Annotated in this window: 20 protein-coding genes; 8 read left to right on the forward strand and 12 right to left on the reverse strand. The window is 63.3% G+C overall.

What is annotated here, in order from left to right; genetic code table 11:
• Positions 1-77: 77 nt before the first annotated feature.
• Positions 78-908, forward strand: a complete 831-nt coding sequence (locus LB519_RS28525) for a helix-turn-helix domain-containing protein (RefSeq protein WP_224621705.1) — start codon at positions 78-80, stop codon at positions 906-908.
• A 72-nt stretch (positions 909-980) separates the two neighbouring features.
• Positions 981-1,400, forward strand: a complete 420-nt coding sequence (locus tag LB519_RS28530) for a VOC family protein (RefSeq protein WP_224621706.1) — start codon at positions 981-983, stop codon at positions 1,398-1,400.
• 12 nt (positions 1,401-1,412) lie between these two features.
• On the opposite strand, the gene LB519_RS28535 is transcribed toward LB519_RS28530, so the two are convergent.
• Both LB519_RS28535 and LB519_RS28540 read right to left on the reverse strand, forming a co-directional pair.
• A complete protein-coding gene (locus LB519_RS28535; protein WP_224621707.1) occupies positions 1,413-2,885 on the reverse strand; it encodes a cobyric acid synthase in 1,473 nt (490 codons plus the stop codon).
• Positions 2,885-3,499: a dimethylsulfonioproprionate lyase family protein gene (locus LB519_RS28540; protein ID WP_224621708.1), complete on the reverse strand. Its 615-nt coding sequence runs from the start codon at positions 3,497-3,499 to the stop codon at positions 2,885-2,887. The genes LB519_RS28535 and LB519_RS28540 overlap by 1 nt, the downstream gene beginning before the upstream one ends.
• A 144-nt stretch (positions 3,500-3,643) precedes the next feature.
• Here LB519_RS28540 and LB519_RS28545 point away from each other — a divergent pair, with 144 nt between their 5' ends.
• Positions 3,644-4,810 carry an isobutyryl-CoA dehydrogenase gene (locus LB519_RS28545; RefSeq protein WP_013531207.1) on the forward strand — a complete coding sequence of 389 codons (1,167 nt, stop codon included), beginning with the start codon at positions 3,644-3,646 and terminating at the stop codon, positions 4,808-4,810.
• Between the two features lie 25 nt (positions 4,811-4,835).
• Positions 4,836-5,720 carry a 3-hydroxyisobutyrate dehydrogenase gene (mmsB, locus tag LB519_RS28550; protein WP_224621709.1) on the forward strand — a complete coding sequence of 295 codons (885 nt, stop codon included), beginning with the start codon at positions 4,836-4,838 and terminating at the stop codon, positions 5,718-5,720.
• Between the two features lie 327 nt (positions 5,721-6,047).
• Here mmsB and LB519_RS28555 read toward each other — a convergent pair whose 3' ends face one another.
• The 8 genes from LB519_RS28555 to LB519_RS28590 form a co-directional block, all read right to left on the reverse strand.
• On the reverse strand, positions 6,048-8,483 hold the full coding sequence (locus tag LB519_RS28555; protein ID WP_224621710.1) for an FAD-dependent oxidoreductase: 2,436 nt from the start codon (positions 8,481-8,483) through the stop codon (positions 6,048-6,050).
• A 193-nt stretch (positions 8,484-8,676) separates the two neighbouring features.
• Positions 8,677-9,321 (reverse strand): cytochrome c oxidase assembly factor Coa1 family protein, encoded by a 645-nt coding sequence (locus LB519_RS28560; protein WP_224621711.1) that lies wholly within the window; start codon positions 9,319-9,321, stop codon positions 8,677-8,679.
• 81 nt (positions 9,322-9,402) lie between these two features.
• On the reverse strand, positions 9,403-9,768 hold the full coding sequence (locus LB519_RS28565; RefSeq protein WP_013531203.1) for a hypothetical protein: 366 nt from the start codon (positions 9,766-9,768) through the stop codon (positions 9,403-9,405).
• A gap of 141 nt (positions 9,769-9,909) precedes the next feature.
• On the reverse strand, positions 9,910-11,289 hold the full coding sequence (locus tag LB519_RS28570) for an aspartate aminotransferase family protein (protein WP_013531202.1): 1,380 nt from the start codon (positions 11,287-11,289) through the stop codon (positions 9,910-9,912).
• Between the two features lie 48 nt (positions 11,290-11,337).
• Entirely contained in the window at positions 11,338-11,478 is a 141-nt protein-coding gene (locus tag LB519_RS28575) for a capsid protein (RefSeq protein ID WP_082826679.1), read from the reverse strand.
• A 68-nt stretch (positions 11,479-11,546) separates the two neighbouring features.
• Complete coding sequence (locus tag LB519_RS28580; protein ID WP_224621712.1) at positions 11,547-13,619, reverse strand: prolyl oligopeptidase family serine peptidase; 2,073 nt, start codon at positions 13,617-13,619, stop codon at positions 11,547-11,549.
• A gap of 66 nt (positions 13,620-13,685) precedes the next feature.
• Complete coding sequence (locus tag LB519_RS28585; RefSeq protein ID WP_024501292.1) at positions 13,686-14,858, reverse strand: MFS transporter; 1,173 nt, start codon at positions 14,856-14,858, stop codon at positions 13,686-13,688.
• A gap of 127 nt (positions 14,859-14,985) precedes the next feature.
• Positions 14,986-16,161, reverse strand: a complete 1,176-nt coding sequence (locus tag LB519_RS28590; protein WP_027160489.1) for an MFS transporter — start codon at positions 16,159-16,161, stop codon at positions 14,986-14,988.
• 252 nt (positions 16,162-16,413) lie between these two features.
• Here LB519_RS28590 and LB519_RS28595 point away from each other — a divergent pair, with 252 nt between their 5' ends.
• From LB519_RS28595 to LB519_RS28605, 3 genes are all read left to right on the forward strand, one after another.
• Positions 16,414-17,991, forward strand: coding sequence for a trimethylamine methyltransferase family protein (locus LB519_RS28595; protein WP_024501293.1), 1,578 nt, complete (start codon positions 16,414-16,416; stop codon positions 17,989-17,991).
• A 254-nt stretch (positions 17,992-18,245) separates the two neighbouring features.
• Positions 18,246-20,816: an FAD-dependent oxidoreductase gene (locus LB519_RS28600; protein ID WP_013531196.1), complete on the forward strand. Its 2,571-nt coding sequence runs from the start codon at positions 18,246-18,248 to the stop codon at positions 20,814-20,816.
• A gap of 9 nt (positions 20,817-20,825) precedes the next feature.
• Positions 20,826-22,181: a M24 family metallopeptidase gene (locus tag LB519_RS28605; protein WP_224621713.1), complete on the forward strand. Its 1,356-nt coding sequence runs from the start codon at positions 20,826-20,828 to the stop codon at positions 22,179-22,181.
• On the opposite strand, the gene LB519_RS28610 is transcribed toward LB519_RS28605, so the two are convergent.
• Positions 22,146-22,973, reverse strand: coding sequence for a phosphate/phosphite/phosphonate ABC transporter substrate-binding protein (locus LB519_RS28610; RefSeq protein WP_224621715.1), 828 nt, complete (start codon positions 22,971-22,973; stop codon positions 22,146-22,148). The two genes, LB519_RS28605 and LB519_RS28610, sit on opposite strands and share 36 nt — an antisense overlap.
• Before the next feature lie 91 nt (positions 22,974-23,064).
• Entirely contained in the window at positions 23,065-24,075 is a 1,011-nt protein-coding gene (locus LB519_RS28615) for a fatty acid desaturase (protein WP_224621717.1), read from the reverse strand.
• Positions 24,076-24,305: 230 nt separating this feature from the next.
• Here LB519_RS28615 and LB519_RS28620 point away from each other — a divergent pair, with 230 nt between their 5' ends.
• On the forward strand, positions 24,306-25,163 hold the full coding sequence (locus LB519_RS28620; protein ID WP_064993717.1) for a helix-turn-helix domain-containing protein: 858 nt from the start codon (positions 24,306-24,308) through the stop codon (positions 25,161-25,163).
• Positions 25,164-25,185 lie beyond the last annotated feature (22 nt).

A 25,185-nucleotide genomic window follows, 5' to 3' on the forward strand; every position in this document is an offset into this window, starting at 1 on the left:
GGAGCGCCCGGCAAAACGCGGGGCGCTTTTGATTCCGGCCCTGGGTCTGTTAGATTTGACTGGCGCGAGGATGGCCGATGCCAGTCAAGATGCAACCCCAGCAAGAGCAGGACCGGTCCGTCGCCGGGCGGTTTGAGATGCGCCGGCGCCTGCCCGATCCTCGACTTCAGGGCATTGTGTCGGACATTTGCGGCTATCGCGAAATGGCGCCCGGCCATATGCGCAACGTCGAATATGCGTCGCTCACCGTACCGCTGGTCATCAGCTTCGCCGAACCCTTCGCCATCGGCCTCGGCAAGGCGCCCGGCGACAATGACCGCTTCGCCAGTTTCGCCGCCGGCCTCTTTGCCGGACCGGTGGTGATCGAATCCTTCGGCGGCGCCTGCTGCGTCCAGGTCAACTTCACGCCGCTTGGCGCACGCCGTTTCTTCCGCCTGCCGATGAGCGAACTGACAGACAGCATGGTCGTCCTCGACGACGTGCTTGGCGCTCAGGGCTTGGCGCTGCGTGAACGGCTGGGCAATGCGCCGGATTGGACGACGCGTTTCGACATGGCCGAAGCCTTCGTCACCGCCCGTCTCGAGAATGCCGCCGAGACGCCACTTGAAATCGCCTGGGCCTATGACCGCATCATCACATCCGGCGGCCGGACCCGCATTGCATCGATCGCCGAAAGGCTGGGCTGGAGCCGCAAACATCTCGCCGGCGGTTTTTCCAACGCCATCGGCATGGGCCCCAAGACACTGTCGCGCATCGTCCGCTTCAACCGCGCGCTCGGCCTGTCGAGGCAGCAGGCCGTCGACTGGGCCGATATCGCAGCCGATTGCGGCTATGCCGACCAGGCGCATCTGGTACGCGAATTCCGCGACCTCGCCGGCGAGACACCAACCGGAATCTCGGCCAGGTAACATTTCTTCAAGACGTTGGAGTGGCCTTTACCCACAGTGGGGCATCGACCAACCCCGCTGAAGGAGATCGACATGACCACCACCACCGAAGCGCCCCGCCTCTACCCCGCCTTGCGCTACAGGAACGCGGCAAAGATGATCGACTGGCTGGGCGAAGCCTTCGGCTTCAGCGTCCGGGCCCGCTATGGCGAAGGCGACGTCGTGCACCATGCCGAACTGGTCTTCGGCTCCTCGATGATCATGCTGGGCACCGTGCGCGACGACGACTACGGCAAGATGGTCGGCGAACCTGGCTCAGGCGGCGGCAAGTCGATCTACATCGCCGTCGATGATGCCGATGCCGCCTATGCCAAGGCCAGGAAGGCCGGCGCCACGATCATCCAGGAATTGACCAACCGCGACTATGGCAGCCGCGAGTTCATCTGCCGCGACCCGGAAGGCAACGTCTGGTCCTTCGGCACCTACTGGCCGAAGGCAAGCGACAAGGGCTGAGCCAACCGCGAATTACCGCGCCAGTGCAAAGATCGCGTCGCAGTCGAGATGGGTCTCCAGCTCGGCTGCGACCTCGTCCAGCGCCCGCTCGACCTCGGCTCGGTAGTCGATGCCGCCGCCCTTGATGCCGAGGCTTTCGAGGAATCTTCCGCGAAAGCCGTCGGCGCCAAACAGACCGTGCATATAGGTGCCGATCACCTTGCCATCGGCCGACACTGCCCCGTCATCGATGCCATTGATGACTGCAGACGGCCTCAGCGTATCCGGCCCGGTGGTGCGGCCGAGATGGATTTCATAGCCTTCGAGCGGCAGGTCGAACGGCACCGAACGAGCCCTGACGTTGCGCACCGTCTTTTCCGGCTCCATCACCGTTTCGATGTCGAGCAGTCCGAGCCCTTCGGCTTCGGTGACGCTGCCTTCGATGCCGTCGGGATCGCGCACCATACGGCCGAGCATCTGGAAGCCGCCGCAGATACCGACGACATGGCCGCCGCGCTTGCGATGCGCAAGAAGGTCGCGATCCCAACCGTTCTCGCGGAATTTCAAGAGATCGCCGATTGTCGACTTCGAGCCTGGAATGACCACCAGACCGGCATCGGCGGGCAGCGGCTTTCCCGGCGGCACGAACACCACCTCGACCTGCGGCTCAGCCTTGAGCGGGTCGAGATCGTCGAAATTGGCGATGCGGCCAAGCATCGGCACCGCCACCTTCAGCGCGCGCGCTTCGCCGGACGCCAGCCGCTCCAGCACCACCGAATCTTCCGAAGGCAAGCGTGCCGCCGCCTTCAGCCATGGAACGACACCGAAACAGCGCCAGCCCGTGAATGTCTCGATCGACTTCAGGCCGTCGTCAAACAGCGAAACGTCGCCGCGGAACTTGTTGATGAGATAGCCGGCGATCATGCGCCGGTCCTCCTCCGGCAGGATCAGATGCGTGCCGGCTACCGAAGCGATGACGCCGCCGCGGTCGATGTCGCCGACCAGCACCACGGGCACGTCGGCGCGCGTGGCAAAGCCCATATTGGCGATGTCGCGGCTGCGCAGGTTGATCTCGGCCGGCGAGCCGGCGCCCTCGACGATGACCAGATCGGCGCCCTCGCCGACCTTGCCCCAGGACTCCAGCACGGCGTCCATCAGCCGGCCCTTCATCGCCTGGTAGTCGCGCGCCCGCGCTTCCCCGAACATTTTGCCCTGCACGATGACCTGCGCGCCGACATCGGTCTGCGGCTTCAGCAGCACCGGGTTCATGTGGACCGATGGTGCGACACCGCAAGCGATCGCCTGCAGCCATTGCGCGCGGCCGATCTCGCCGCCGCCGGCTTTATCCCCGGGGATGTCGGCGACGGCGGCATTGTTCGACATGTTCTGCGGCTTGAACGGCCGCACCTTCAACCCACGCTTTTTTGCCGCGCGGCAGAGGCCGGCGACCAGCACGGTCTTGCCCACGTCGGAACCCGTGCCTTGCAGCATGATCGCTTTGGCCATCAGTCCCTGCCCTGCGCCACGGTCCCGGTGATGTTCGATTTTGCCGCCAGCGGCCCGCCTCGCCAGATGTAGAGTGCCAGCAAGGGGTCTTTGCCCGTGCGCATGGCGTGATTGACGTTGGAAGCGTGATGAACGACCTCGCCGGCCGTGCGCATGCAAAAGCCGCTCTCGCCCATGCGCCATTCGGTGCCGCCGGTCAGCGGAATGTAGATTTCCTCGGCGACGTGATGGTGGTCGGGATAGACGATATCTGGTCCAAGGATCAGCAGGCCGGCGGCGACCGCGTCATTGGCAAAGTGGCCACGTGTGCCGAACACTTCCAGCCAGCCGTAATTCTCGATGAACTCTTTCCCGAAGTCCGCCTCGCCATAAGTCTGCCCCCAGCGGAAATCATTCCGACGTCCGGCAAGCAGTTGCACCAGCGGCTTGGCATCCGGAGGCGCCAGTTCGGCGGCGCGATCGAGATGGCGCAGGCAGGCAAGCGGACGCGGCTCCAGCGTGCGAGCCGGCATGTCCCAGCCGATCCGGGCCACGGCATCGCGCATCAGGACGTGATCCACGGTCGCAAGGTATGCGTGGAACCGGCCCAGCAGTTCATCGAATTTTGTCGTCACATCTTGCTCCGGACATGCATTGATGCACAGCCGCTCCGCAGGGGAGCGGGTTGCGCGGCGGCATCATTGGTCTAGATTGGTGCGCGCGCAAAGCCAAAAACAACAGGCCAGCGAGCTAGCTGGCCAGCACACAGGGAGCACGCCATGGACGCCGCGGTCGATGCGAGCACCAGCCAATTCGAACTCAACGAGGAGCAGCGCGCCATCCAGGAGATGGCGCAGGCCTTCGCCGCCGACCGTGTCGCACCGAATGCGCTCGATTGGGACCGCAACAAGCATTTCCCGGCCGACGTGATCCGCGAGACCGGCCCGCTCGGGCTCGGCGGCATCTATATCAGGGACGATGTCGGTGGCTCGGCACTTGGCCGGCTCGACGCCGTGCTGATCTTCGAGGCGCTGTCGCACGCCGATCCGGCCTTTTCGTCCTTCATCTCGATCCACAACATGGTGGCCTCGATGATCGACCGTTTCGGCAATGACGAACAGCGCCAGCGCTTCCTGCCCAAGCTCACTTCGATGGAATGGCTGGCCAGCTACTGCCTGACCGAGCCAGGCTCCGGCTCCGATGCCGCGGCGCTCAAGACCCGTGCGGTGAAGAGCGGCGGCGACTATGTGCTCAACGGCACCAAACAGTTCATCTCCGGCGCCGGCGACAGCGATGTCTATGCCGTCATGGTGCGCACCGGCGCGGACGGGCCGAAAGGCATTTCCACCATCGTCGTGCCCAGAGATGCGCCGGGCCTCTCCTTTGGGGCAAACGAGCACAAGATGGGCTGGCACATGCAGTCGACCCGCCAGGTCATCTTCGAGGATTGCAAGGTGCCGGCGGAGAACCTTCTGTCCGACGAAGGCGCTGGCTTCGGCATCGCCATGGCCGGGCTCGACGGCGGCCGGCTGAACATCGCCGCCTGTTCGCTGGGCGGCGCGCAGTCGGCGCTCGACAAGGCGCTGTCCTACACCGCCGAGCGCAAGGCTTTCGGCTCGAAGATCAATCAATTCCAGGCGCTGCAATTCAGGCTGGCCGACATGGAGACCGAGCTGCAGGCGGCGCGTATCTTCCTTTATGCCGCCGCCTCGAAGCTCGACCGCAAGGCGCCGGATGCTGGCAAATGGTCGGCGATGGCCAAGCGCTTCGTCACCGACACCGGCTTCAATGTCGCCAATGACGCACTGCAGCTGCTCGGCGGCTACGGCTACCTGCACGACTACGGCATCGAGAAACTGGTGCGGGACCTGCGCGTGCACCAGATCCTCGAAGGCACCAACGAGATCATGCGCGTCATCATCGCTCGCGCGCTGATTGGCCGTTGAAGCCAGCAACTCTGGGAGACAGACAATGACGACGATCGGCTTCATCGGCCTCGGCAATATGGGCAATCCAATGGCCGCCAATCTGGTCAAGGCCGGGCATGCGGTGAACGGTTTCGACCTCGTTCCGGAAAACCTCACCGTCGCCAAGGAACATGGCGTGACGATTATGGCGAATGCCTTGGCCGCGGTGAAGGATGCCGACGTGGTGATCACCATGCTGCCTGCAGGCAAGCATGTCCTCTCCGTCTACGAAGACATCGCGCCCAAGGCCAGGCAAGGCGCACTCTTTATCGATTCCTCGACCATCGACGTCGAGTCAGCCCGCAAAGCCCACGCCGTCGCCAGGAAGCACGCGCTGTCGTCGATCGATGCACCGGTCTCGGGCGGCACCGGCGGGGCTGCGGCCGGCACGCTGACCTTCATGGCGGGAGGCTCCGATGATGCCTTCGCTGCCGCCGAGCCGATCCTGAAGCCGATGGCCGGCCGCATCGTCCATTGCGGCGGCGACGGCGCCGGCCAGGCAGCAAAGATCTGCAACAACATGATCCTCGGCATTTCGATGATCGGTGTCGCCGAAGCCTTCGTTCTGGCCGAAAAACTCGGCCTGTCGCATCAGGCGCTGTTCGACGTCGCCTCGACCTCCTCCGGCCAGTGCTGGTCCTTGACTACCTACTGCCCGGTGCCCGGCCCGGTGCCGACTTCGCCCGCAAACAAGGACTACAACCCAGGATTTGCAGCCGCCTTGATGCTGAAAGACCTGAAATTGTCCCAGGAAGCCGCCCAAGGTGCGGGTGCTGTAACGCCGCTTGGTGCCGAAGCGGCTCAGCTTTATGCCTTGTTCAACGCCCAGGGACATGGCGGCGTCGATTTCTCCGGCATAATTAATTTTCTCAGGGGTAACCCGGCGTAACCCACGGATTTGGCGGATTTTTCCGGTTTCCTTCGGTGGAAAAAATGAAAATTTAGATTTGCTTAAGCTCTCGATAACTCCGCGGTAACGATGTCCCTATAAAACGGATTGCGAGGCGGACATCTCATCCGTCCGGCGCTCCGGATCAGGTCTCGCGTACCGGAGCCCGTAAATTTCGACAAGTGCCATAAGTTTCGCAAAGTGTTTGCGTAGCGAAGCGCCATGCGTATCTGGCAAAACCGCGTTCCCGATGGAGCGCGGTTTTTGCGTTTTACCCTGCAGCACGGTTGAGACATCGATGAACCGGAAACTGTACTCCGGGATACCTCACATGCGCCCGCGGTCGCCTTCCGGATCATAGGGCGAGTCGGCGATCACCTTTGCCGCGCGGCGCTCGCCGAGGATCGAAACCTCGAGCTCGGTACCGGGCGACACAAGTTCCAGGGGCAGCAGCGCAAGTGCGATGTCGTGACCAAAAGTGTAGGAGTAGCCCGCCGAGGTGATGTGGCCGACGAGCTCGCCTTCGCGGTAAACGCCCTCGAAGGCGAATGCGCTCGCACCGTCCGTGTCGATCGACAGTGTGGCGATCCGGCGTGTAACCTGCTGCTGTTTCGCGACCAGTGCCGCCCGGCTGATGAAGTCCCTCTTGTCGAGGCTGATGAAGCGCTCGAGGCCGCTTTCCCAGGCGGACAATTCGGGGTTCATATCGCGGTACATGGCCCGGTACGATTTATCGAGACGAAGCGATTCCAGCGCTTGAAGTCCGACCAGCCTCAGCCCGTGTGCCTCTCCCGATGCCAGAAGCGCATCCAGCAAATGCCGCTGGTAGCAGAGTGGATGATAGAGTTCCCATCCCAGCTCACCCGAATAGTTGACACGCAGCAGCCGTACGTCGCTGGCCATGCCGACGGTGCCGGACTGTACGCTGAACCATGGGAAGGCCTCGTTGGAGAGGTCGATCTCCGTCAGCGGCTGCAGTATGTCGCGCGCCTTCGGCCCAACCACCGTGAAGCTGCCGCGATCCTCCGTGACGTTGCGCAGATGCACGCTGCCGTCCTTCGGCAACAGCCGGCCGAGATCGTCAAGGTTCCAGCGTTCGGCGCGCGGCGTCGATATGAGATAGAACAGGTCGCTCTGCAGCCGCGCCACCACATACTCGGCCTGCACGCCGCCGGTCGGCGTCAGGTGATGGGCAAGAGCGACACGACCGGGACGCGGCAGTCTGTTGGCCAGGATTCCGTCGAGCCAGCCCTCGGCGCCCGGCCCGCCGACCTCGAACTTGGTCATTGGTGTCATCTCGACCAGACCGGCGGCCTGGCGGACAGCCTGGACCTCTGCGGCGACGTGGTTCCCCTTGGGGGTCCAGCGCCAGCTGTAGACATTGCGCGCCTCGACACCCGCGGGCGCAAACCAGCTCGGCATCTCCCAGCCGTTCAACACGTCCCATACCGCGCCAAGCTGACTTAGGCGGTCATAGGACGGGGCCGTTTTCTGCGGTCGCGCCGCCGGCATGTCCTGGCCCGGATAGTGCTGTACGGCGTGGGTGCCCCAGGCTTCCCGGACCTTGGCCCGGGTCCAGTTCTTGTTGGCATATCGGCCGAATCTGCGGGGATCCAGCTCCGCCGTGTCGATGCTGTTGCCACCCTCCACGATCCGTTCGGAGAGGTAGTAGCCAATCGCACCACCCCAAAGGATGCCCCCCGGCACCCCTTCGGCGAGCCAGACATTCTCCAAACCCCACGCCTGCCCCATCAGCGGCAGCTCATCGGCCGTCATCTGGAAAGGTCCTCGCACATTGCGCTTGATGCCGGCGCGCCCGAGCGCGGGAACCAGTTCGGTGGCGCGCTCCCAGTTCCAGGAAACGGCATCGAAATCTTCATCGAGCAGATCGGCGCCGAACCATTCCGGGACACCGTTTTCGGCGAACAGCTTGAGCTGCTCGGTACGCTCATAGGGACCGAACATCAGCCCGTCTCCCTCTTCGCGCACATAGCCCTCGTAACCCTCGTCCCTGAGGATCGGCATCTCCGGAAGACCAAGCCGTTTGCGTTCCACGATTTCGGGAACCGCCTCGGTGATCCAGTACTGGTGCAGGATCGGGATCGCGGGAATGTCCAGGCCCAGCATGGCGCCTGTCTGGCGTGCGTAATTGCCTGTTGCAAGGATGACATGTTCACAGACGATCTCGCCGCGTGAGGTCTTGACCCTCCACTCGCCGCTCGGCATCCGCTCGAAACCCACGACCTCGGTATCAAGATGGATCTTCGCGCCGAGGTCGCGTGCACCCTTGGCCATGGCCTGGGTGACATCGGCGGGTGCAATGTGGCCGTCATCGGGATGGTAGAGGGCACCTAGCATGGTGTTGTTGTCGAGCAGCGGCCAGATCTCTCGCGCCTCCGCGGGCGATACGATCCGGGCCCGCACTCCCTGGACCTCGGCAACGTCCATGTAGCTTCTGTACTCGTCCAGCCTGTCGCGCGTGTTGGCAATGCGCAGTTGCCCGCATTTGTGCCAGCCGACGTTCTGGCCCGTCTCCGCCTCCAGGCCTTCATAGATCGCGATCGATCTGGCGATCATGCGGCCGACATTGCGGCTGCGCGCGTAAGAGGGGATGAGCCCCGCGGCATGCCATGTCGAGCCGGCCGTAAGGTGTGTTCGCTCCAGCAATGCCACATCGGTCCAGCCGCGCTTTGCCAGGCCGTAGAGAATGCCGGCACCCACACAGCCGCCACCGACCACGACCGCACGAAAGGAACTCACCATATGCGCGTGCCCTTGTCTGAAATTGCCACCGGTCCACATGAACGCATGCGCATACTGTCAGACAGCATCCGGCTTTTCAGCATATTTCCTTGTCTGGAACGCTGCAGTGGTCACCCGACTGTTGGGCCACGAAGCCGGCCGAACTGTCAGCTGTCGCGCCCGCGTTCAGGCCGCTTTTTTGCGTTTTGCCTAGCTATATTCCGATTGCAGCATTCGGGATCGGGACATGATCTTCGTTGATCAGCACGATCGGCGCATCGGCTCCCTCGACCCTGACGACCAGCAGGCGCAGGCTCCACGTGCCGGCTGTCCGGACAGCCGTCGAATAGGCCGTGCCCTTGCCCCTGGCGCCGTGGACCGGAATGCCGAACTGGGCGTCACCAGCCCCATTCGCATCGACGTTGAGATGGCCGCCGACCCAGAAACTGTCGGTCAAATCATCACCCAACGCCGCCTTGACGCGGTCGTCGGCGCGAAGCCTGTCCATCGTCATGAGATAGGCATCGCTGCCTTTCAGGACGTAGGGAATGCTGCCGACCATCGTCGCGCAGCCGCCAATCCCGACCACCCAGACGGCAAGGCCGGCGATTGCCCAGTTGCGCTGCGTCTTGCGAAACTGCTCCGCGTCGCGCCAGGCGCGGTTCTGCCAGGCCCAGCGGCTGCCGCGCGCGCCCAGCACGATGATCATGATGATATTGACGACAGGGATCAACGCCAGCAACGCAATGAAGGTGCTGTTGCCGATGCCCCAGATCCAGTTGAGGAAGAAGGCGCCCCAGTTCCAGCGGTCGAGTTCGGCTGGAATTTCAGCCGGCTGGTTGAGCGGTTGTCCGGCCATCATGTCCCCAATCGGTAACGTACGGACTGATTCTAGCGCATGCGCTCCTCGATGCGCAAAATCAAAGTTTTGCAGCCCCGGTCAGGTCTTGTTGGACAGCCGGCGAAAATTCGCTTTCACGGCACGGCTTGCCGGCTTCAGCGCGGCGCTGATCGAGCGCTCCGCCGCAACCCCGTTGAACAGCGATGGCGTGCGGCCGGAAAAAACTTCCGGCCAGAACCGCGACGCCGATTGCAGGAAAGACATTTGCGCCGCAAACGCACCTTCGGCCATAGCGGCGGTCTTCTCGTTGACCGCACGTGCCGTCTCCGTACTCCATGGCTGGCGGCTCCCGCCATCCATGGCCATCAACGGTAGCCGCATCATCGCCACCAGCGGCGCCAGCATCAGGTCGCCGCTGATGCTGGCCGCTTCTCGCGTCCGTCGGCTCTTGCCGGTTTTTCTCATGGAAACAAACCCCTTGTGGCGGCCGAATCAGCCGCTGCCCCACACACTACGCGCTTGTGATGGAATTCGTTCCCTCGCCGCTTCGGCATGGTCTCAAGGCTGGGCGCGCCCGCCGAAGAGCGCCCAGCGGGGGGTCGAGTTCTACCGCTTGCGAAGATCGGCTTGCGCCAGATCCAGCGCCTTCGAGATGCGGTCGCAGGCCATGTCGATCGTATCGCGGGTCCAGATCAGCGGCGGCGACAGGATCATCGTGTCGCCGGTGGCGCGCAGCATCATGCCATTCGTGATGGCGTGATCCCGCACGGTTACCGCCGCACTTCCAGCCGGCAGGAACCGCTCCTTGGTCGCCTTGTCCTTGACGATCTCGATCGCGCCCATCAGTCCGATCGAACGGACCTCGCCGACCAGATCATGTCCGGCAATGCGCTCCTGCAACGCCTTGGCGAAGTAAGGGCCGGTGTCGTTCCGGACACGGTCGACCAGCCCTTCGCGCTCGATGATCTCGAGGTTCTTCAGCGCCACGGCGCAGGCCACCGGGTGCCCGGAATAGGTGTAGCCATGGTTGAACTCTCCGCCCTTCTCGACCAGCGTCGAGGCGATGCGGTCGCCAACCAGCAATGCCGACAGCGGCTGATAGCCCGAGGTCAGCGCCTTGGCCGTGGTGATCGTGTCTGGCTCGATGCCGAGTGTCTGTGCGGCAAACCATTCGCCGGTGCGTCCATAACCGGTGATGACTTCGTCCAGCATCAGCAGGACATCGTATTTACGGCAGATGCGCTGCACTTCCGGCCAATAGCTCGCCGGCGGTATCTTCACGCCGCCGGCTCCCATGATCGGCTCGCCGATAAACGCGGCAACCTTGTCGGCGCCGGCTTCGAGGATCGCCTCCTCGACAGCCCCGGCCGCGCGCAGACCGAAATCATGATCGCTCTCGCCAGGCAGCGCCAGCTCATAGGCATAGGGCATCATCACATGGACGATGTTGGGCACCGCACCGTTGAGCTGCTTGTGCATACCATCCATGCCGCCGAGCGAGGTGCCGGCAACGGTCGAGCCGTGATAGGCCATCTTGCGCGAGATGATGCGGTTCTTCTCCGGCTTGCCCTCCAGCACCCAATAGTGGCGCACGAGGCGCAGCGCGGTGTCGTTGGCTTCCGACCCGGAAGAGCCGTAGAATACCTGGTTGACGTGCTTCGGCGCGATCTCCGCCAGCTTCTTGGACAGCAGCACTGGCGTCGGCGTCGAGCATTTGAAGAAGGAGTTGTAGTAAGGCAGTTCCTTCATCTGGGCATAGGCGGCCTCGGCCAGCTCGTCACGGCCATAGCCGATGTTGACGCACCACAGCCCGGCCATGCCGTCGAGGATTTCAGCCCCCTCGGAATCGTAGATGAAAGGGCCGTTGGCATGGGTGATGATGCGCGACCCGGCCCCGCGCATTTCCTTGTGGTCGGTGAACGGATGCAGATGATGCGCGGCGTCGATCTGCTGAAGCTGCTTCAGCGAATAATTCTGATAGGTCATGTCTGATCTTCCCTCTGGATTCTATCCGGCCAAGCCGGGGCGAATGCTTCAGAGGCAGAGAGGTGGCGAATAGCCGATGCGGGCACACAGCCGCAAAAGCTCGGCGCGCAGCGTGCGCGGTGACGGCGTCACCGCGACCCGCAATGCGCGAGCCTCAAATGCGTCAATCAACGTCCTGACGAGAGCCATGGAAGCCACCTTAGAGCAAAGGCTGCTCGAGGAGAACCACCCTTTGCTTGGCCCATAACTGAATGACTCTAGGCCTTGGCTGTCAGCGCCCTTTGCAGGAAGACATATTTCATCGCCGTCTGCGCCGCCTGCGGCCGGCGGTCGCCACGCCCGCCATGGCCGCCCTCGGTCTCCTCGAAGAACAGCGTCCTCGCATGGCCGGCTTCCTGCAGGCGGGCGGCCATCTTGCGCGCATGGCCGGGATGGACCCGATCGTCAGCGGTCGATGTGGTCAGCAGCACAGGCGGATAGGCGGCAGCGGCGTCGACATGCTGGTAGGGCGAGTAGGCTGAAAGCCACTTCGCGTCTTCGGGTTTCGACGGATCGCCATATTCGGCCATCCACGAGGCGCCAGGCGGCAATTCGGCGTAACGCAGCATGTCGAGCAGCGGCACCTCGATGATGACGGCGCCGAAAAGCTCGGGATGCTGCGTCAAGGAAACGCCGGTCAGCAAGCCGCCATTCGAACCACCCTGGATGCCGAGCGAGCTTGCTGTCGCGATGCCGCGCTTGACGACGTCCTGCGCGACCGCTGCGAAATCGTCGAATCCGTTCTGGCGATTGCCCTTGAGCGCCGCCTGATGCCAGGCTGGGCCGAACTCGCCGCCGCCGCGGATGCATGCCTGCACATAGGCATTGCCTTTCTCCAGCCACAGCTTACCACGCACGCCGGCATAGCCGGGCAGCAGCGGCACTTCGAAGCCGCCATAGCCGTAAAGCAGCGTCGGCACCGGACCTTTCTGGTCGCGCCGCCTGACGACGAAATAGGGGATCATCGTGCCGTCCTTGGAGCGCGCCTCGAACTGTTCCGAGATCAGCGGCGAGGCATCGAAACGCGCCGGCTGCGACTTCACGGTGGCGAGCGTCTCGCCATTGTCGTCGGACCAGATGATCGAACTCGGGGTCAGGAAATCGGTGAAGGAGAAGGAGACACTCGAGCCGAACTGCTCGGCATGACTGATGCCGACATTGCCATTTTCGGGCAGCGCCACCGGTTTCAGCGACCAGTTGCCATCCATGCGCTCGCAGACGACGACTTTGCCGCGCACATTGTCCATCAGGCTGATGAACAGCCGGTCCCGCGTGCGGGCAATGCCGGCTATGGAAACGCGATAGGCCGGCTCGAACAAGGTTTCGACAGGCCCGATCGCGCCGGTCTCGACCCAGCGAGCCAGGTCCAGCGAATAGAGGCCGTCGGGCTTGCAAACCGTGCCGCCGGGCGCCGTCCATGCACTGCGCACGCCGAACACGAGCTGATCCCTGAATATTGACGTATCGGTCATGTCGTCCGGTAGCGGCAGCTGTTTGTTTTCGCCGGAAGGCAGCCGAAGGAAGATGTGCGAAGCGAAGAAATTCAGCGTTCGAGCCAGGACCAGATAGCGTCTGTCACCGTCGTACTCGACAGCGGCACCAACGGCGAGATCCTCTTTCTGCGCCTCGAAGATCGGCGTCGCGTCTTCCAGCTTGGTATCGCGCTTCCACAGCTTTATGACTCGCGGATAGCCGGACTCGGTCTTGTCGGCCTCGTCGAAAGCGGCCGAAACAATCACGGTGTCCTTATCCAGCCAGCTGAAACCCGACTTGGAAGCGGGTGCACGAAACCCACCCTCGACAAACGACTTGGTCGCGATGTCGAATTCGCGCATCTCGCTGGCGTCGCCGCCATCCGGCGACATCGAGACAAGGCAAAGGTTGAAGTCGGGATAGAGCCGGCTGGCGCCGCCAAAAACCCATTTTATCCCTTCCTCCGCCGCAAGCTGGTCGAAGTCGATGATCGTTTCCCAGTCGGGCTTCTCGGTCTTGTAGGAAGCGACGGTCGTGCGGCGCCAGAGGCCGAGCACATTGGTCTTGTCCTGCCAGAAATTGTAGACATGGCCGGCTTTTGCCGCGCCGACAGCGATGTTGTCCTCGGCCGTCATCAGGTCGAGCGCGGTCTGGAACGACGCCTGATAGGACGGATCGCCCTGCAATTCGCCAACCGTGATCTCGTTCTGGCGATGTACCCAGTCCAATGACTGCTTAGCTGTCCTGTCCTCCAGCCAGAGAAAGGGATCGTCGGTCGTGGGGGCAGAATTCGGCGTCTGGGTAGCAGGCTTGGTCATGAGGTCTCCGATAAACGCGTTGCTTTGAAAAAGCCAACGCCGACAGGCCGTCGATATTCACCATGTTCAGCGCACAATTGAGGCTTTCCGCCGACCAGCGAGGCTCGCAATGGCCAGCGCCAGGCACAGCAGCCCAAGCGTGATCGGCAGTCCGCCGGCGCCCATAACATCCATGGCGCCCCCCGCCAGCGGCGGCACGGCGATGCCGCCGACCCCCCACATCAAGGAAAAGGCCGCATTGCCGGCGACCAGTGCGGAGCCGGTGAAGCGTTCGCCGAGCTCGATGATCGACATCGTGTAGATGCCGTAGGAAACCGCGCCCCAGACAAAGATCATTGGCCAGATCAGCGGCGACTCGATGAGAAGCGGAAGCAGGACGCAGCCGAGCACCGTGATCGCGACGCAGGCAAGCCGCACCAGGCGCGCGGAAAGCCTTTCCGCCAAAAGGCCGAGCGGCACCTGCATGGCGATGTTGCCGGCGATCATCACCGACAGCAGCGCCGACATGCGGGTTTCGGTGATGCCGTGATGGGTGCCATAGACCGGCAGCAACGCCAACGCACCCTGTTCGAAGCCGGCGGCGACTATGACGGCGAACAAAAGCAGCCACGCCAGCGGCACGAAACCTAGGACGGAAACCTGGTGCCCGGCCTCGTCGACCTTGGGCAAACGCGGCAGCACCGAGGCCAGGCAAATGCCACACAGCACGAAGGCGAAAATGCCGACGAGGAAGGGCGGCCAGCCCTCAGTGCCGACTGCAAGCAGGCACAGTGGCCCGGTCGCGAAACCGGCCGAGATGATCGTCGAATAGACACCCATGACGCGGCCGCGACGGGCCGGCGGTGCCAGCGCGATCACCCAGATCTCGCTCAGCACATAGAGCGGATTGGTCACGACGCCGATCAGGAAGCGCAGGGGAAACCACAAATAGACATTTTGCGTCCAGCCGATCAGCGCCAGCACGACAGCCGAAAGGGCCGCACAGGTGAGCGCGGTGCGCCCTGCCCCGAATCGGCGGGCCAGCGCCGGGATCAACGGCGATGACAGAATGAAGCCAATCGGCGTCATGGCCGCCGACAAGCCGATCATCGCTGGCGAAACGCCCTGGCGCTGCAGGATGAAACTCAGCAGCGGATAGGACAACCCTTGCGCGATGGCGAACACCGAGACGGTCGCGATCACACCGGTGATCGCCGCCCATTGCATCGTCTCGTCCTTGTTCGATTCAACCAAATTCATGTACGCACCGCTGTCGGGCTGCAGGATTAGCGATTGAGTTGCGCAGAGGTAAGCCCCTGGCGGGCGAAAACTGCTTGCTCCAGACAGTGCCTGTCAGGAGGTTGGGCCTGTCAGGAGGTTGGGCTTATCAGGAAGCTCGGCGCATGGATGAGCGGTACAGCGCGAACATCACCAGCACCGCGTCGAGAGCGGCAATAACCACCGGCAGCCCAAGTGGGCCGATGCCTTGCATGAGCAGGCCCGCACCGGGTGGGCCGACGATGCCACCAACGCCCCACATCAGCGCAAAGGCAGCGTTGCCGGCGACCAGCACAGAGCCCTTGAACCGGCTGCCGAGTTCGACCAATGCCATGGTGTAGACACCGTAACCGACCGCGCCCATCACCAGCAGCACCACCCAGATCAACGGCGTTGTGATCAGCAGAGGCAGCAAAAGCGCGCAAACGGTTGTTGCCAGTGCGCAGACGATGATCATGGCGCGGCCGCCAAAACGCTCCGCCAGAAGGCCGAGTGGTATCTGCAGCAGGATGTTGCCGAGGGAAAGCGCCATCACCAGCGAGGCCAGAACGGCTTCCGCCAGGCCATAGCTGGCGCCGAAGACCGGGACCAGCGCATAGGTGCTCTGCTGGACCGCCGCCGAGACAAGCACGGCAAGCAGCAGCGCCGGCGCCATTTTGGCAAACCCGACAAGGCCGCTGGCAGGCTGGCCGTCATCCTCGAAGCCGGTGAGCTTTGACGAGACGGCGTGCAGGATCACCGCGCAGAGCGCGAAACCGGCGACGCCGACCATGAAAGGCGCCCAGCCCGACGTACCGAGCAGGGTCAGCGCGAATGGTCCGGCGGCGTAACCGGCGCCCATCAGCGTGTTGAACACGCCCATCACCCTGCCGCGCCGCGACGGCGGTGCCAGCGACAGCGCCCACACCTCGCCAAGGATATAAAGCGGATTGATGACCACGCCGATGATGAAGCGGATGACGAACCACGCCACCCAGTCCTGTAGATAGCCGATGCCCAGGAAGCAGAGCGCGCCGATCAGCGAGCAGCCGACCGCCAGGTTGCGCCCGCCGACCAGCCGCACCGCCGCCGGCACGAAGGAAGCCGACAGGATCAGCCCGAGCGGCATCATCGCCGCCGACAGGCCGATCAGCGCCGGCGACATGCCTTGCTTCTGCATCAGCAATGTGAACAGCGGCGAGCTCAGCCCTTGCGCGGCGCCAAACATGGCAAGTGCCGCGGTGACGCCGGCAAGCGCTGCCCATTGAGTTCCTGCTTCGCCTTCGCTCGAGCCGGTCGCGACCATGCTGCCATCCAGATGAACTGCTGGCCATCAGGCCGGCAAGCCAAGTAGCTATCGGTTCGATCCCCGGAAGGAAAGGGCCGGCCACCGAAATCCGCTTGCTCCAACGCGGCAACCTGATCACGCCGATGTCGCGGCCGGGCACCTGCCGTTCCGGCATGTCGCTTCCCTCGCCCTAGTGGTCGTCGCCTCCGCAATGGCCGGACAGCCGCCGGTCCATTATGCCGCCCGCTATCGCATCCTACGAGGACCATCATGACCGCCGCCCTACAACCCTCAGAACCGGCATTGGCCACCGACCGCGCCCGTCGCGGCGGCCGCGCTGGAAAGCGCGCCGGCGGCTCGGCCGCGTTCGAGCAGCCGGCTTTTCGCCAGTTGAAGAACCCGCTGGCGCCAACCAGGCTGGTCTCCGACGACGAGCTGGAATCGATTCACCTCGCTTCCCTGCGCGTGCTGCGGGAAATCGGCGTCGACGTGCTGCATGACGAGGCCCGCAGCATCATGAAGGCGCATGGCGCCGACGTGCGTGACGGCTCAGAGCGGGTGCGCTTCGACAGCGACATGATCCTCGACCTGGTGTCGCACTGCCCGTCGGAATTCACCATCCATGCCCGCAATCCTGCGCACAATGTGCGCTTCGGCGGCAACAATGTGATCGTCTCGATGATGGCGTCGGCGCCCAATTGCTCCGACATCGATCGCGGCCGCCGGCCCGGCAACCAGCAGGACTACCGCAACTTCCTCAAGCTCGCGCAGATGCACAACATTCTGAACTGCACGGGCGGCTACCCGGTCGAGCCGACCGATATCCATCCATCCGTCCGCCATCTCGAATGCATCCGCGATCTCAGCGTGCTCACCGACAAGGTGTTCCACATCTATTCGCTCGGCAAGGAACGCAATGTCGACGGCATCGAGATCGCCAGGATCGCGCGCGGCATCAGCCACGAGCAGATGCTCGAAGAGCCGTCCGTCTTCACCATCATCAACACGAATTCGCCGCTGAAACTCGATGTGCCGATGATGGAAGGCATCATCCAGATGTCGAGCAAGGGCCAGGTCGTCGTCGTGACGCCGTTCACCCTGTCGGGTGCGATGGCGCCTGTCACCATCGCCGGCGCACTGGTGCAGCAGAACGCGGAGGCGCTTGCCGGCATTGCCTTCGCCCAGATGGTGCGCAAGGGCGCCCCCGTCGGATATGGCGGCTTCACCTCCAATGTCGACATGAAGTCCGGTTCACCGGCGTTCGGCACGCCGGAATACATGAAGGCGCAGCTCGTCGGCGGCCAGCTTGCCCGCCGCTACAACATCCCCTACCGCACCTCCAACACCTGCGCCGCCAACACGGTCGACGCGCAGGCGGCTTATGAAAGCGTGTTCTCGTTGTGGGGCGCCATCCAGGGCGGCGGCAACCTGATGATGCATGCCGCCGGCTGGCTCGAAGGCGGCCTGCGCTGCTCCTACGAGAAGACCATTCTGGACATTGACCTGCTGCAGATGGTGGCCGAATTCCTGACCCCGCTCGACCTTTCCGAAGAGGCACTCGGCTTCGACGCCATCCAGTCGGTCGGCCCCGGGGGCCATTTCTTCGGCACCCAGCACACGCAGGACCGCTACAAGACCGCCTTCTACTCGCCGATCCTCTCCGACTGGCGCAATTACGAGACCTGGGCGGAAGCCGGCTCACCGACGGCGCTCGAAAAGGCCAACAAGGTCTGGAAGGAGCGGCTGGCGTCCTATGAGGAGCCTTACATGGACCCGGCCATCCGCGAGGAACTCAACGCCTTCGTCGCCAAGCGCCGGTCCGAAGGCGGCGCGCCGACCGATTTTTGATCGGCAGTATTGTTGATGAACGGTCGACCCCCACTCCGTCGAGCTGCGCTCGCCACCTCTCCCCCGATCGACGGGGGAGAGGAAGGGCGCGAGCTTATACCGGCTAGCGCCCTTCCTCTCCCTCCGGAGGGGAGAGAGGTGGCGCTGCGAAGCAGCGACGGAGTGGGGGAAGCCATTCACGAAACACGCAGCCGTCGCGAAACAGGCACGCCCCACTCCCCCGATTCAATCTCTCCAAAAGCGGACCTATCTTGATGAAATCTCACGTAAAAGCGGTTGTCATCGGCGGCGGCGTCGTCGGCTGCTCGGTTCTCTACCACCTGGCCAAGGCCGGCTGGACCGACATCATGCTGATCGAGCGCTCTGAACTCACATCCGGCTCGTCCTGGCACGCGGCGGGCGGCTTCCACACGCTGAACGGCGACCCCAACGTCGCCAAGCTGCAGGCCTATACGGTGCAGCTCTACAAGGAGATCGAGGAGATATCCGGCCAGTCCTGCTCGCTGCATTTGACCGGCGGCGTGATGATGGCCGATACGCCCGAGCGCATGGACTTCCTGCGCCTTGCCCACGCCAAGGGCCGGTATCTCGGCATGGACACAGAGCTGATCACCCCTTCCGAAGCCAAGGCGATGTTCCCGCTGATGGACGAGACCAATTTCGTCGGCGCCATGTGGGATCCGGTCGAAGGCCATCTCGACCCGTCCGGCACCACCATCGCCTATTCAAAGGCGGCGAAAAAACTCGGCGCCGAGATCGTGCTGCGCAACCGCGTCGTGGAATTGACGCAGGAGGTCGACGGCACCTGGAATGTCGTCACCGAACAGGGCACGGTGAAGGCCGAGCATGTCGTCAATTGCGGCGGCCTGTGGGCGCGCGAGATCGGCCGCATGGTCGGCGTCGAGCTGCCGGTTCTTGCCATGGAGCACATGTATCTGCTCACCGAGCCGATGCCGGAGGTCGAGGAGTTCAACAAATCGACCGGCCGCGAAATGATCGGCGTGCTCGACTTCAAGGGCGAGATCTACACCCGCCAGGAGCGCAACGGCATCCTGCTCGGCACCTACGAGAAGGCCTGCAAGCCGTGGTCGCCGGTCAACACGCCATGGGATTTCGGCCACGAATTGCTGCCGCCGGACCTCGACCGCATCGCGCCGTCGCTGGAAATAGGCTTCAAGCATTTCCCCGGCATCGAGAAGGCCGGCATCAAGCAGATCATCAACGGCCCCTTCACCTTCGCGCTGGACGGCAACCCGCTGGTCGGCCCGGTGCAGGGCCTGACCAATTTCTGGTGCGCCTGCGCCGTGATGGCCGGCTTCAGCCAAGGCGGCGGCGTCGGTCTGGCGCTGTCGAACTGGATGGTGCATGGCGATCCTGGCTTCGATGTCTGGGGCATGGATGTTACACGCTTCGGTGAATGGGCCGGCCTGCGGTACACCAACGCCAAGGTGCGGGAAAACTATTCGCGCCGCTTCTCCATCCGCTTCCCCAATGAGGAACTGCCGGCGGCACGTCCGGCGCAGACGACGCCGCTCTACGACACGATGCTGGCCAACAACGCCGTCATGGGCGACAGCTGGGGCCTCGAAACCCCGCTCTGGTTCGCACCTGAAGGCAAGGAACCCAGGGATATCGTCTCCTTCCATCGCTCCAACGATTTTGGGCCCATCGGCGAGGAAGTGCGCGCCACGCGTGAGCGCGTCGGCGTCACCGAGATCGCCAATTTTGCCAAATACGAAGTCTCGGGACCCGCGGCCGAGGATTTCCTCAACCGGCTGATGACCAACCGCATGCCGAAGACCCGCCGCATCGTGCTGACGCCGATGCTCAACGAGTTCGGCAAGCTGATCGGCGACTTCACCATCGCCAAGGCGGCAGAAGACCGCTTCATGATCTGGGGCTCTTCGGCGGCGCAGAAATACCACATGCGCTGGTTCGAGAAGCACCTGCCGAAGGACGGAACGGTGCGCATCCACCGCTTCGACCAGACGCTGGTCGGCCTGTCGATCGCCGGGCCGAAATCACGGGACCTGCTGCAGAAACTGGTCGATGTCGACGTCTCGACAAAAGCCTTCCGTTTCATGGATTTCCGCGAGATGGCTGTTGGCGGGGCGCCCTGCATGGTCAACCGCATCACCTACACCGGCGACCTCGGCTATGAAATCTGGATGGCGCCGGCCTACGAACGCCTGGTTTACAAAGCAATTAAGGACGCCGGCGAGGAATTCGGCCTTGTCGATTTCGGCATGCGCGCTCTGCTCTCCATGCGCCTCGAAAAGAACTTTCCGACCTGGTTCCGCGAGTTGCGGCCGATCTATGGACCGTTCGAGGGCGCGATGGACCGCTTCATCAAGCTCGAGAAGAATGACTTCATCGGCCGCGAGGCCGCCGCCAAGGAACAGGCCGAGGGGCCAAAGCTGCGCCGCGTCTCCTTCATCGTCGATGCCACCGATGCCGATGTCATGGGCGACGAGCCGATCTGGGCCAAGGTCAGCAAGGACTACGGCACGGTGGAAAAGCCGCATGGCTATGGCGCGCCGCGCTTCGACAAGGGCGGCAAGGAAATACGTGGCTCCAAGGCTGCCGAAGGCGCATCCGCCGTGCGCGGCATCGTCGACGGCGACTGGCGCGTGGTCGGCTGGGTCACGTCGGGCGGCTATGCGCATTATGTGCAGAAGTCGATGGCGCAGGGCTACATCCCCGCAGCGCTTGCCGAGGACGAAAGTGCCGGGCTGTTCGAGATCGAGATCCTCGGTCACCGGCGCCCGGCCCGCATCAATGTCGAAGCGCCCTTCGATCCGAGCGGCGAGAAGATGCGGACCTGAGGTTCGACGATGGACAGCGCGGGGCCGAAGGGCAGCTTTGGCTGCCACCGCAAGATCATGCCGTTCGAGCCGGGCTCGATCGAAGCTTTGCGCGACGCCTCCCGCCAGAAGGCGGGTTCGCTCAACCAGCATGTGCTGGGCTATGGCCCGCAGGCCGAGGCTGAGTGGGCGGCGGCAGGCATTGCCGCGCCCGACCTGGCGGCGATGCGAAAATACCGGCTGGAGCGTATCCGCGCCGAGCTGAAGCGGCGCGGCTATGCCGGCGCCCTGCTCTACGACCCCGTCAACATCCGCTACGCCACCGACAGCACCAACATGCAGCTTTGGGTGGCGCACAATCCGACGCGGCATTGTTTTGTCGCCACCGAGGGGCCGGTGGTGCTGTTCGACTATTTTTCCTGCGAGCACCTGTCCGACCATTCTGGCGTCGTCAACGAGGTGCGGCCGGCGATGTCGTGGATGTATCTCTATGGCGGTGAGCTGACCGAGCAAAAGGTCCGCCGTTGGGCCGCCGGAATAGCCGATTTGGTCAGGGAACATGGTAGCGGCAACAGCCGCATCGCCGTCGACCACATCAATCCCGAAGGCGTCGAGGAGCTGGCTCGCCTCGGCATTTCCATCGGCAATGGCGAAGCAGTGATGGAGAACGCGCGGCTGATCAAATCGCCGGACGAAATCCTCGCCATGCGCCGGGCGATTGTCGCTTGCGAAGCGGCGATGGGCGAGATGGAACAGGCGCTGAAGCCGGGCATTTCCGAGAATGAGCTATGGGCGGAATTGCATCGTGGCAACATCGCGCGCGGCGGCGAGTGGATCGAGACGCGACTGCTGACGTCAGGCCCGCGCACCAATCCGTGGTTCCAGGAATGCTCTTCGCGAAAGATCGAGGCTGGCGATCTCGTCGCCTTCGACACCGACCTGATCGGCCCCTACGGCTTCTGCGCCGACCTGTCGCGCACCTGGCTGTGCGGCGATGCAAACCCGTCGAATGAACAGCGCGCCCTGTTCCGCATCGCCGCCGACCAGATCGAACACAACATGGCTCTGATGCAGCCAGGCATCTCGTTTCGCGACCTCGTCGAAGCCTCGGCGGTGCCGCCGGGTGACTGCTTCCCGACGCGCTACGGCGTGCTCTATCACGGCGTCGGTCTGGCCGATGAATACCCGACCTTGCCGCATGCCAGCGACTGGACATCGGACACGCCGGACGGCGTGCTGGAACCTGGCATGGTGCTGTGCGTGGAAAGCTATATCGGCCGGCTTGGCGGGCGCGAAGGCGTCAAGCTCGAAGAGCAGATCCTGATCACCGAGACCGGCAACGAACAGCTCTCAACCTACCCGCTGGATACGAGGCTGCTCGGATAGTCCGGCAAGCGCTTCTCGCATTGCCCTGACTGTCTTTTCCGGTGTTGCCCTCGCCGTGATGAACGGCAGGCCTTTGCGCCGTCCGGTCCAGCCGACGATCGCGACTTTCCGCGCTGCTGGCTCGAAGCGCTGCGCCAGCGCCCAGCTTTCGCAGTCGATCGCTGCAACATCGGCCCTGCCCTCGGCAATGGCGACGATTGAAGCGCGGTGACCGCCGCTCTCGCTACGCGACGAAAAGATGTCCAAGCCTTCGCCGGCCGCTTGCAGGTCGCGCGTCAGCGCAATGATGCCCGACATGGAATCGAGGCTGTTGAAGGTGAAGCGCTTGCCGCGGATCAGATCGAGCGGGATGAGAGCGCTGCCATCCGCAGGCGATCGAACTTCCGGTCCCTCGCCTATCCGCATCACCAGAGCGCTCGAATAGAGCTCGCCCTGCCCGCCTTCATAGGCGTCATAGCTCGGCTGGCCGACCACCTGCACATGCCTGGACAGGCCAAGTTCCATCGGCCCCCAGCAGGTCTGCGCGAACAGCAGCAACGGATGCAGCCACAATCTATGGAAATCGAGTTCATCCGGCGGCAATGTCGCGGGATCGGGTGCGATCAATGCACCGGCAGCATCGCGAATTCCGCCCGGCACCGGCGGCAGGTCGCCATTGCGCCGCACGATGGCTTCCGGCGCGTCGATCCCCTTTTGCCGAAACGCATCGCGCAGCAGCACCCATTGCGCGTCGACCTCATCGCGCACTTCGGGCCAATCATACATCGGCAACGCCGCAACCAATTCACTCATGCCGATATCAAATCATCATGTCTGGAAAAAGGATCGCGAAAACGCGGCGTCCAATCAGAATTGGCCGACACGGATTCCGGGTAGGCCGGAATTATTCCTTGGGCGGCTCGGCGGGAACCGGCGCACTGCCGAGCCCGCTGATGCTGCGCGCCCTGATGCGCGGCTTGAAGGCCCTGCCCGGCTCAGGCGCACGCCGCAGCACCGGGTGCACGATCGGGTCTTTCGCCTTGAACGCATAGGCTTTGACCAGCGCGAAATAATTCGGATAGGCATAGCCATTGTTCATCCGCAGCCATTCCTCACGGCGGTCGCGAAACAGCTTGGGCAGCTTGTACCAGGCCACGGTCGGGGTCTTGTGATGGACGAAATGCAGATTGTTGTTGAGGAACAGGAACGACAGCGGCGAGCGCTCGACGATCACCGTACGGCCTTCCGGATGTTCCGACCATTGATGCTCGGCGAACGTACGGATCGAGATCAGCGACTGGCCGAGCCAGACCGGCACCAGAATGTAAAGCCACAGCGGGATGCCGAAGCCGAACTGAACGATCGGCAGCACGACGGCCAGGCCGATCGCATGCAGCAGCCAGGCCTTGCGGATCGGCTTGTCGCCGGCGATCACCTGCTTGGCATCGTCGATGAAGAAGCCGACGCAGGACAGCCACGGGCCGAGCACGAAGCGGCCTGCCATGGTGTTGTTGATCTTGAGCAGGAATTTCATCGTCGGCGGCAGCTCGTCATGCTGCCAGAGCGCCTGATAATAGCTTTCCGGGTCATCGAGCGGGTCGGTCAGCCGCTCGTCGGCGTGGTGACGCAGATGAATGGTCTTGAAGCGGCGGAACGGCCAGACCAGACCGATCGGCAGAAACACGAAGGCTTCGTTGACCCGCGCGTTGCGCGTCGGATGCCCGTGCAGCACTTCGTGCATGATCGACGACTGCAATGCGGCGGTGAAGGCGAGGACGGCGAGCGCCAGGACGGGATAGGAAGGCCAGAGCAGGAAACCGGTGGCGAGCCATGTCGCGTAGCAGAAGAAGGCGAGTACCACGGTTGGCCACTCAATGGCCCGTACGCTGTGTCGCCTGATGCTCTTGCTCGTCATGCTATCGACCACTGCCCCTCAGTCGCCGGAATCCCAATTGATTCCTGACAGCATTGTGTCAGGAGAAATGATTCCACTCAACGAGACAAAGTGCACAAACTGTTGCGATTGCGCATTTTTGACCGCACATGTTATACATTGTAAACAGACTTAGGGATTCATTTACGCCTAACGCCACCCTCGGAGCGGTTCCGGCGCAAATTTTTCCTCAATCCAGGCGGAGCACGGACATGGACAAGCGCGACCTGTCGACGATCTTCCGCGAGCGACTGAAAATGCTCTTGACACGCTCCGACCTGAACCAGTCGGCCTTTGCAACCGCGGTCGGCATCGACCGCTCGGCGCTGTCGCAACTGCTGTCGGGCGCCTCGACGCGCCTGCCCCGCGCCGAAACACTGCTCAACATCGCCGCCGAGTTCAAGGTGTCGCTCGATTGGCTCCTCGGCCTCAGCCAGGACGAAGGTCTCACCGGCGAAATCCGCGAAAGCCTGGAGATCGAAGAGGCACCGGATGGTTTCGACCGCACGCTGTTGGCCAAATGGCATGCCGAGGCGGCAGGCACCAAGATCCGCTACGTGCCTGCCGGCATTCCCGATCTTCTGCGCACCGAAGCGCTGGTCGACTACGAAGCCGGCATCGCCAACAAGAGCCGCCTGGCGCAGGCCGGCGAAACGCAATACCGCATCGACTACAACAGGCGGCCTGAGACCGACATGGAAGTCTGCATGCCGCGCCACACGCTGGAGATATTTGCCCGCGGGCTGGGTGTCTGGGACCGTTTCCCCGAAGCCGACCGGCGCGCCCAGCTGCTGCACATGGCGACGCTGCTCGACGACCTCTACCCGACCTTCCGGCTGTTTCTCTATGACGGGAGGGTGCGCTATTCGATCCCCTACACAATCTTCGGCCCTTATCGCGCCGCCATCTATGTCGGCGACATGTATCTGGTGCTCAACGCCACTCAGCCGATCCAGACGCTGATCCAGCACTTCGACAATCTGATCCGGGCCGCCGACATCAATGCGCACGAGGCGTCCGGCTTCGCGCACAGACTGGCCGGCATGTCGTTCCCAACAGGCACTGTCTGATCTTCGGCAACAATGATCCTTC

This window comes from Mesorhizobium sp. AD1-1 (genome assembly GCF_020164655.1).
Taxonomy (GTDB): Bacteria; Pseudomonadota; Alphaproteobacteria; order Rhizobiales; family Rhizobiaceae; genus Mesorhizobium; species Mesorhizobium ciceri.

Bases quoted from the DNA above. Each gene is read 5' to 3' on its own strand.
- LB519_RS28615 (WP_224621717.1), bottom strand. From the start codon at position 24,075: ATGACGAGCAAGAGCATCAGGCGACACAGCGTACGGGCCATTGAGTGG.
- mmsB (WP_224621709.1), top strand. From the start codon at position 4,836: ATGACGACGATCGGCTTCATCGGCCTCGGCAATATGGGCAATCCAATG.
- LB519_RS28585 (WP_024501292.1), bottom strand. From the start codon at position 14,858: ATGAATTTGGTTGAATCGAACAAGGACGAGACGATGCAATGGGCGGCG.
- LB519_RS28610 (WP_224621715.1), bottom strand. From the start codon at position 22,973: ATGAGTGAATTGGTTGCGGCGTTGCCGATGTATGATTGGCCCGAAGTG.
- LB519_RS28530 (WP_224621706.1), top strand. From the start codon at position 981: ATGACCACCACCACCGAAGCGCCCCGCCTCTACCCCGCCTTGCGCTAC.
- LB519_RS28620 (WP_064993717.1), top strand. From the start codon at position 24,306: ATGGACAAGCGCGACCTGTCGACGATCTTCCGCGAGCGACTGAAAATG.
- LB519_RS28570 (WP_013531202.1), bottom strand. From the start codon at position 11,289: ATGACCTATCAGAATTATTCGCTGAAGCAGCTTCAGCAGATCGACGCC.
- LB519_RS28600 (WP_013531196.1), top strand. From the start codon at position 18,246: ATGAAATCTCACGTAAAAGCGGTTGTCATCGGCGGCGGCGTCGTCGGC.
- LB519_RS28555 (WP_224621710.1), bottom strand. From the start codon at position 8,483: ATGGTGAGTTCCTTTCGTGCGGTCGTGGTCGGTGGCGGCTGTGTGGGT.
- LB519_RS28565 (WP_013531203.1), bottom strand. From the start codon at position 9,768: ATGAGAAAAACCGGCAAGAGCCGACGGACGCGAGAAGCGGCCAGCATC.
- LB519_RS28545 (WP_013531207.1), top strand. From the start codon at position 3,644: ATGGACGCCGCGGTCGATGCGAGCACCAGCCAATTCGAACTCAACGAG.
- LB519_RS28595 (WP_024501293.1), top strand. From the start codon at position 16,414: ATGACCGCCGCCCTACAACCCTCAGAACCGGCATTGGCCACCGACCGC.
- LB519_RS28590 (WP_027160489.1), bottom strand. From the start codon at position 16,161: ATGGTCGCGACCGGCTCGAGCGAAGGCGAAGCAGGAACTCAATGGGCA.
- LB519_RS28535 (WP_224621707.1), bottom strand. From the start codon at position 2,885: ATGGCCAAAGCGATCATGCTGCAAGGCACGGGTTCCGACGTGGGCAAG.
- LB519_RS28605 (WP_224621713.1), top strand. From the start codon at position 20,826: ATGGACAGCGCGGGGCCGAAGGGCAGCTTTGGCTGCCACCGCAAGATC.
- LB519_RS28575 (WP_082826679.1), bottom strand. From the start codon at position 11,478: ATGGCTCTCGTCAGGACGTTGATTGACGCATTTGAGGCTCGCGCATTG.
- LB519_RS28580 (WP_224621712.1), bottom strand. From the start codon at position 13,619: ATGACCAAGCCTGCTACCCAGACGCCGAATTCTGCCCCCACGACCGAC.
- LB519_RS28525 (WP_224621705.1), top strand. From the start codon at position 78: ATGCCAGTCAAGATGCAACCCCAGCAAGAGCAGGACCGGTCCGTCGCC.
- LB519_RS28560 (WP_224621711.1), bottom strand. From the start codon at position 9,321: ATGGCCGGACAACCGCTCAACCAGCCGGCTGAAATTCCAGCCGAACTC.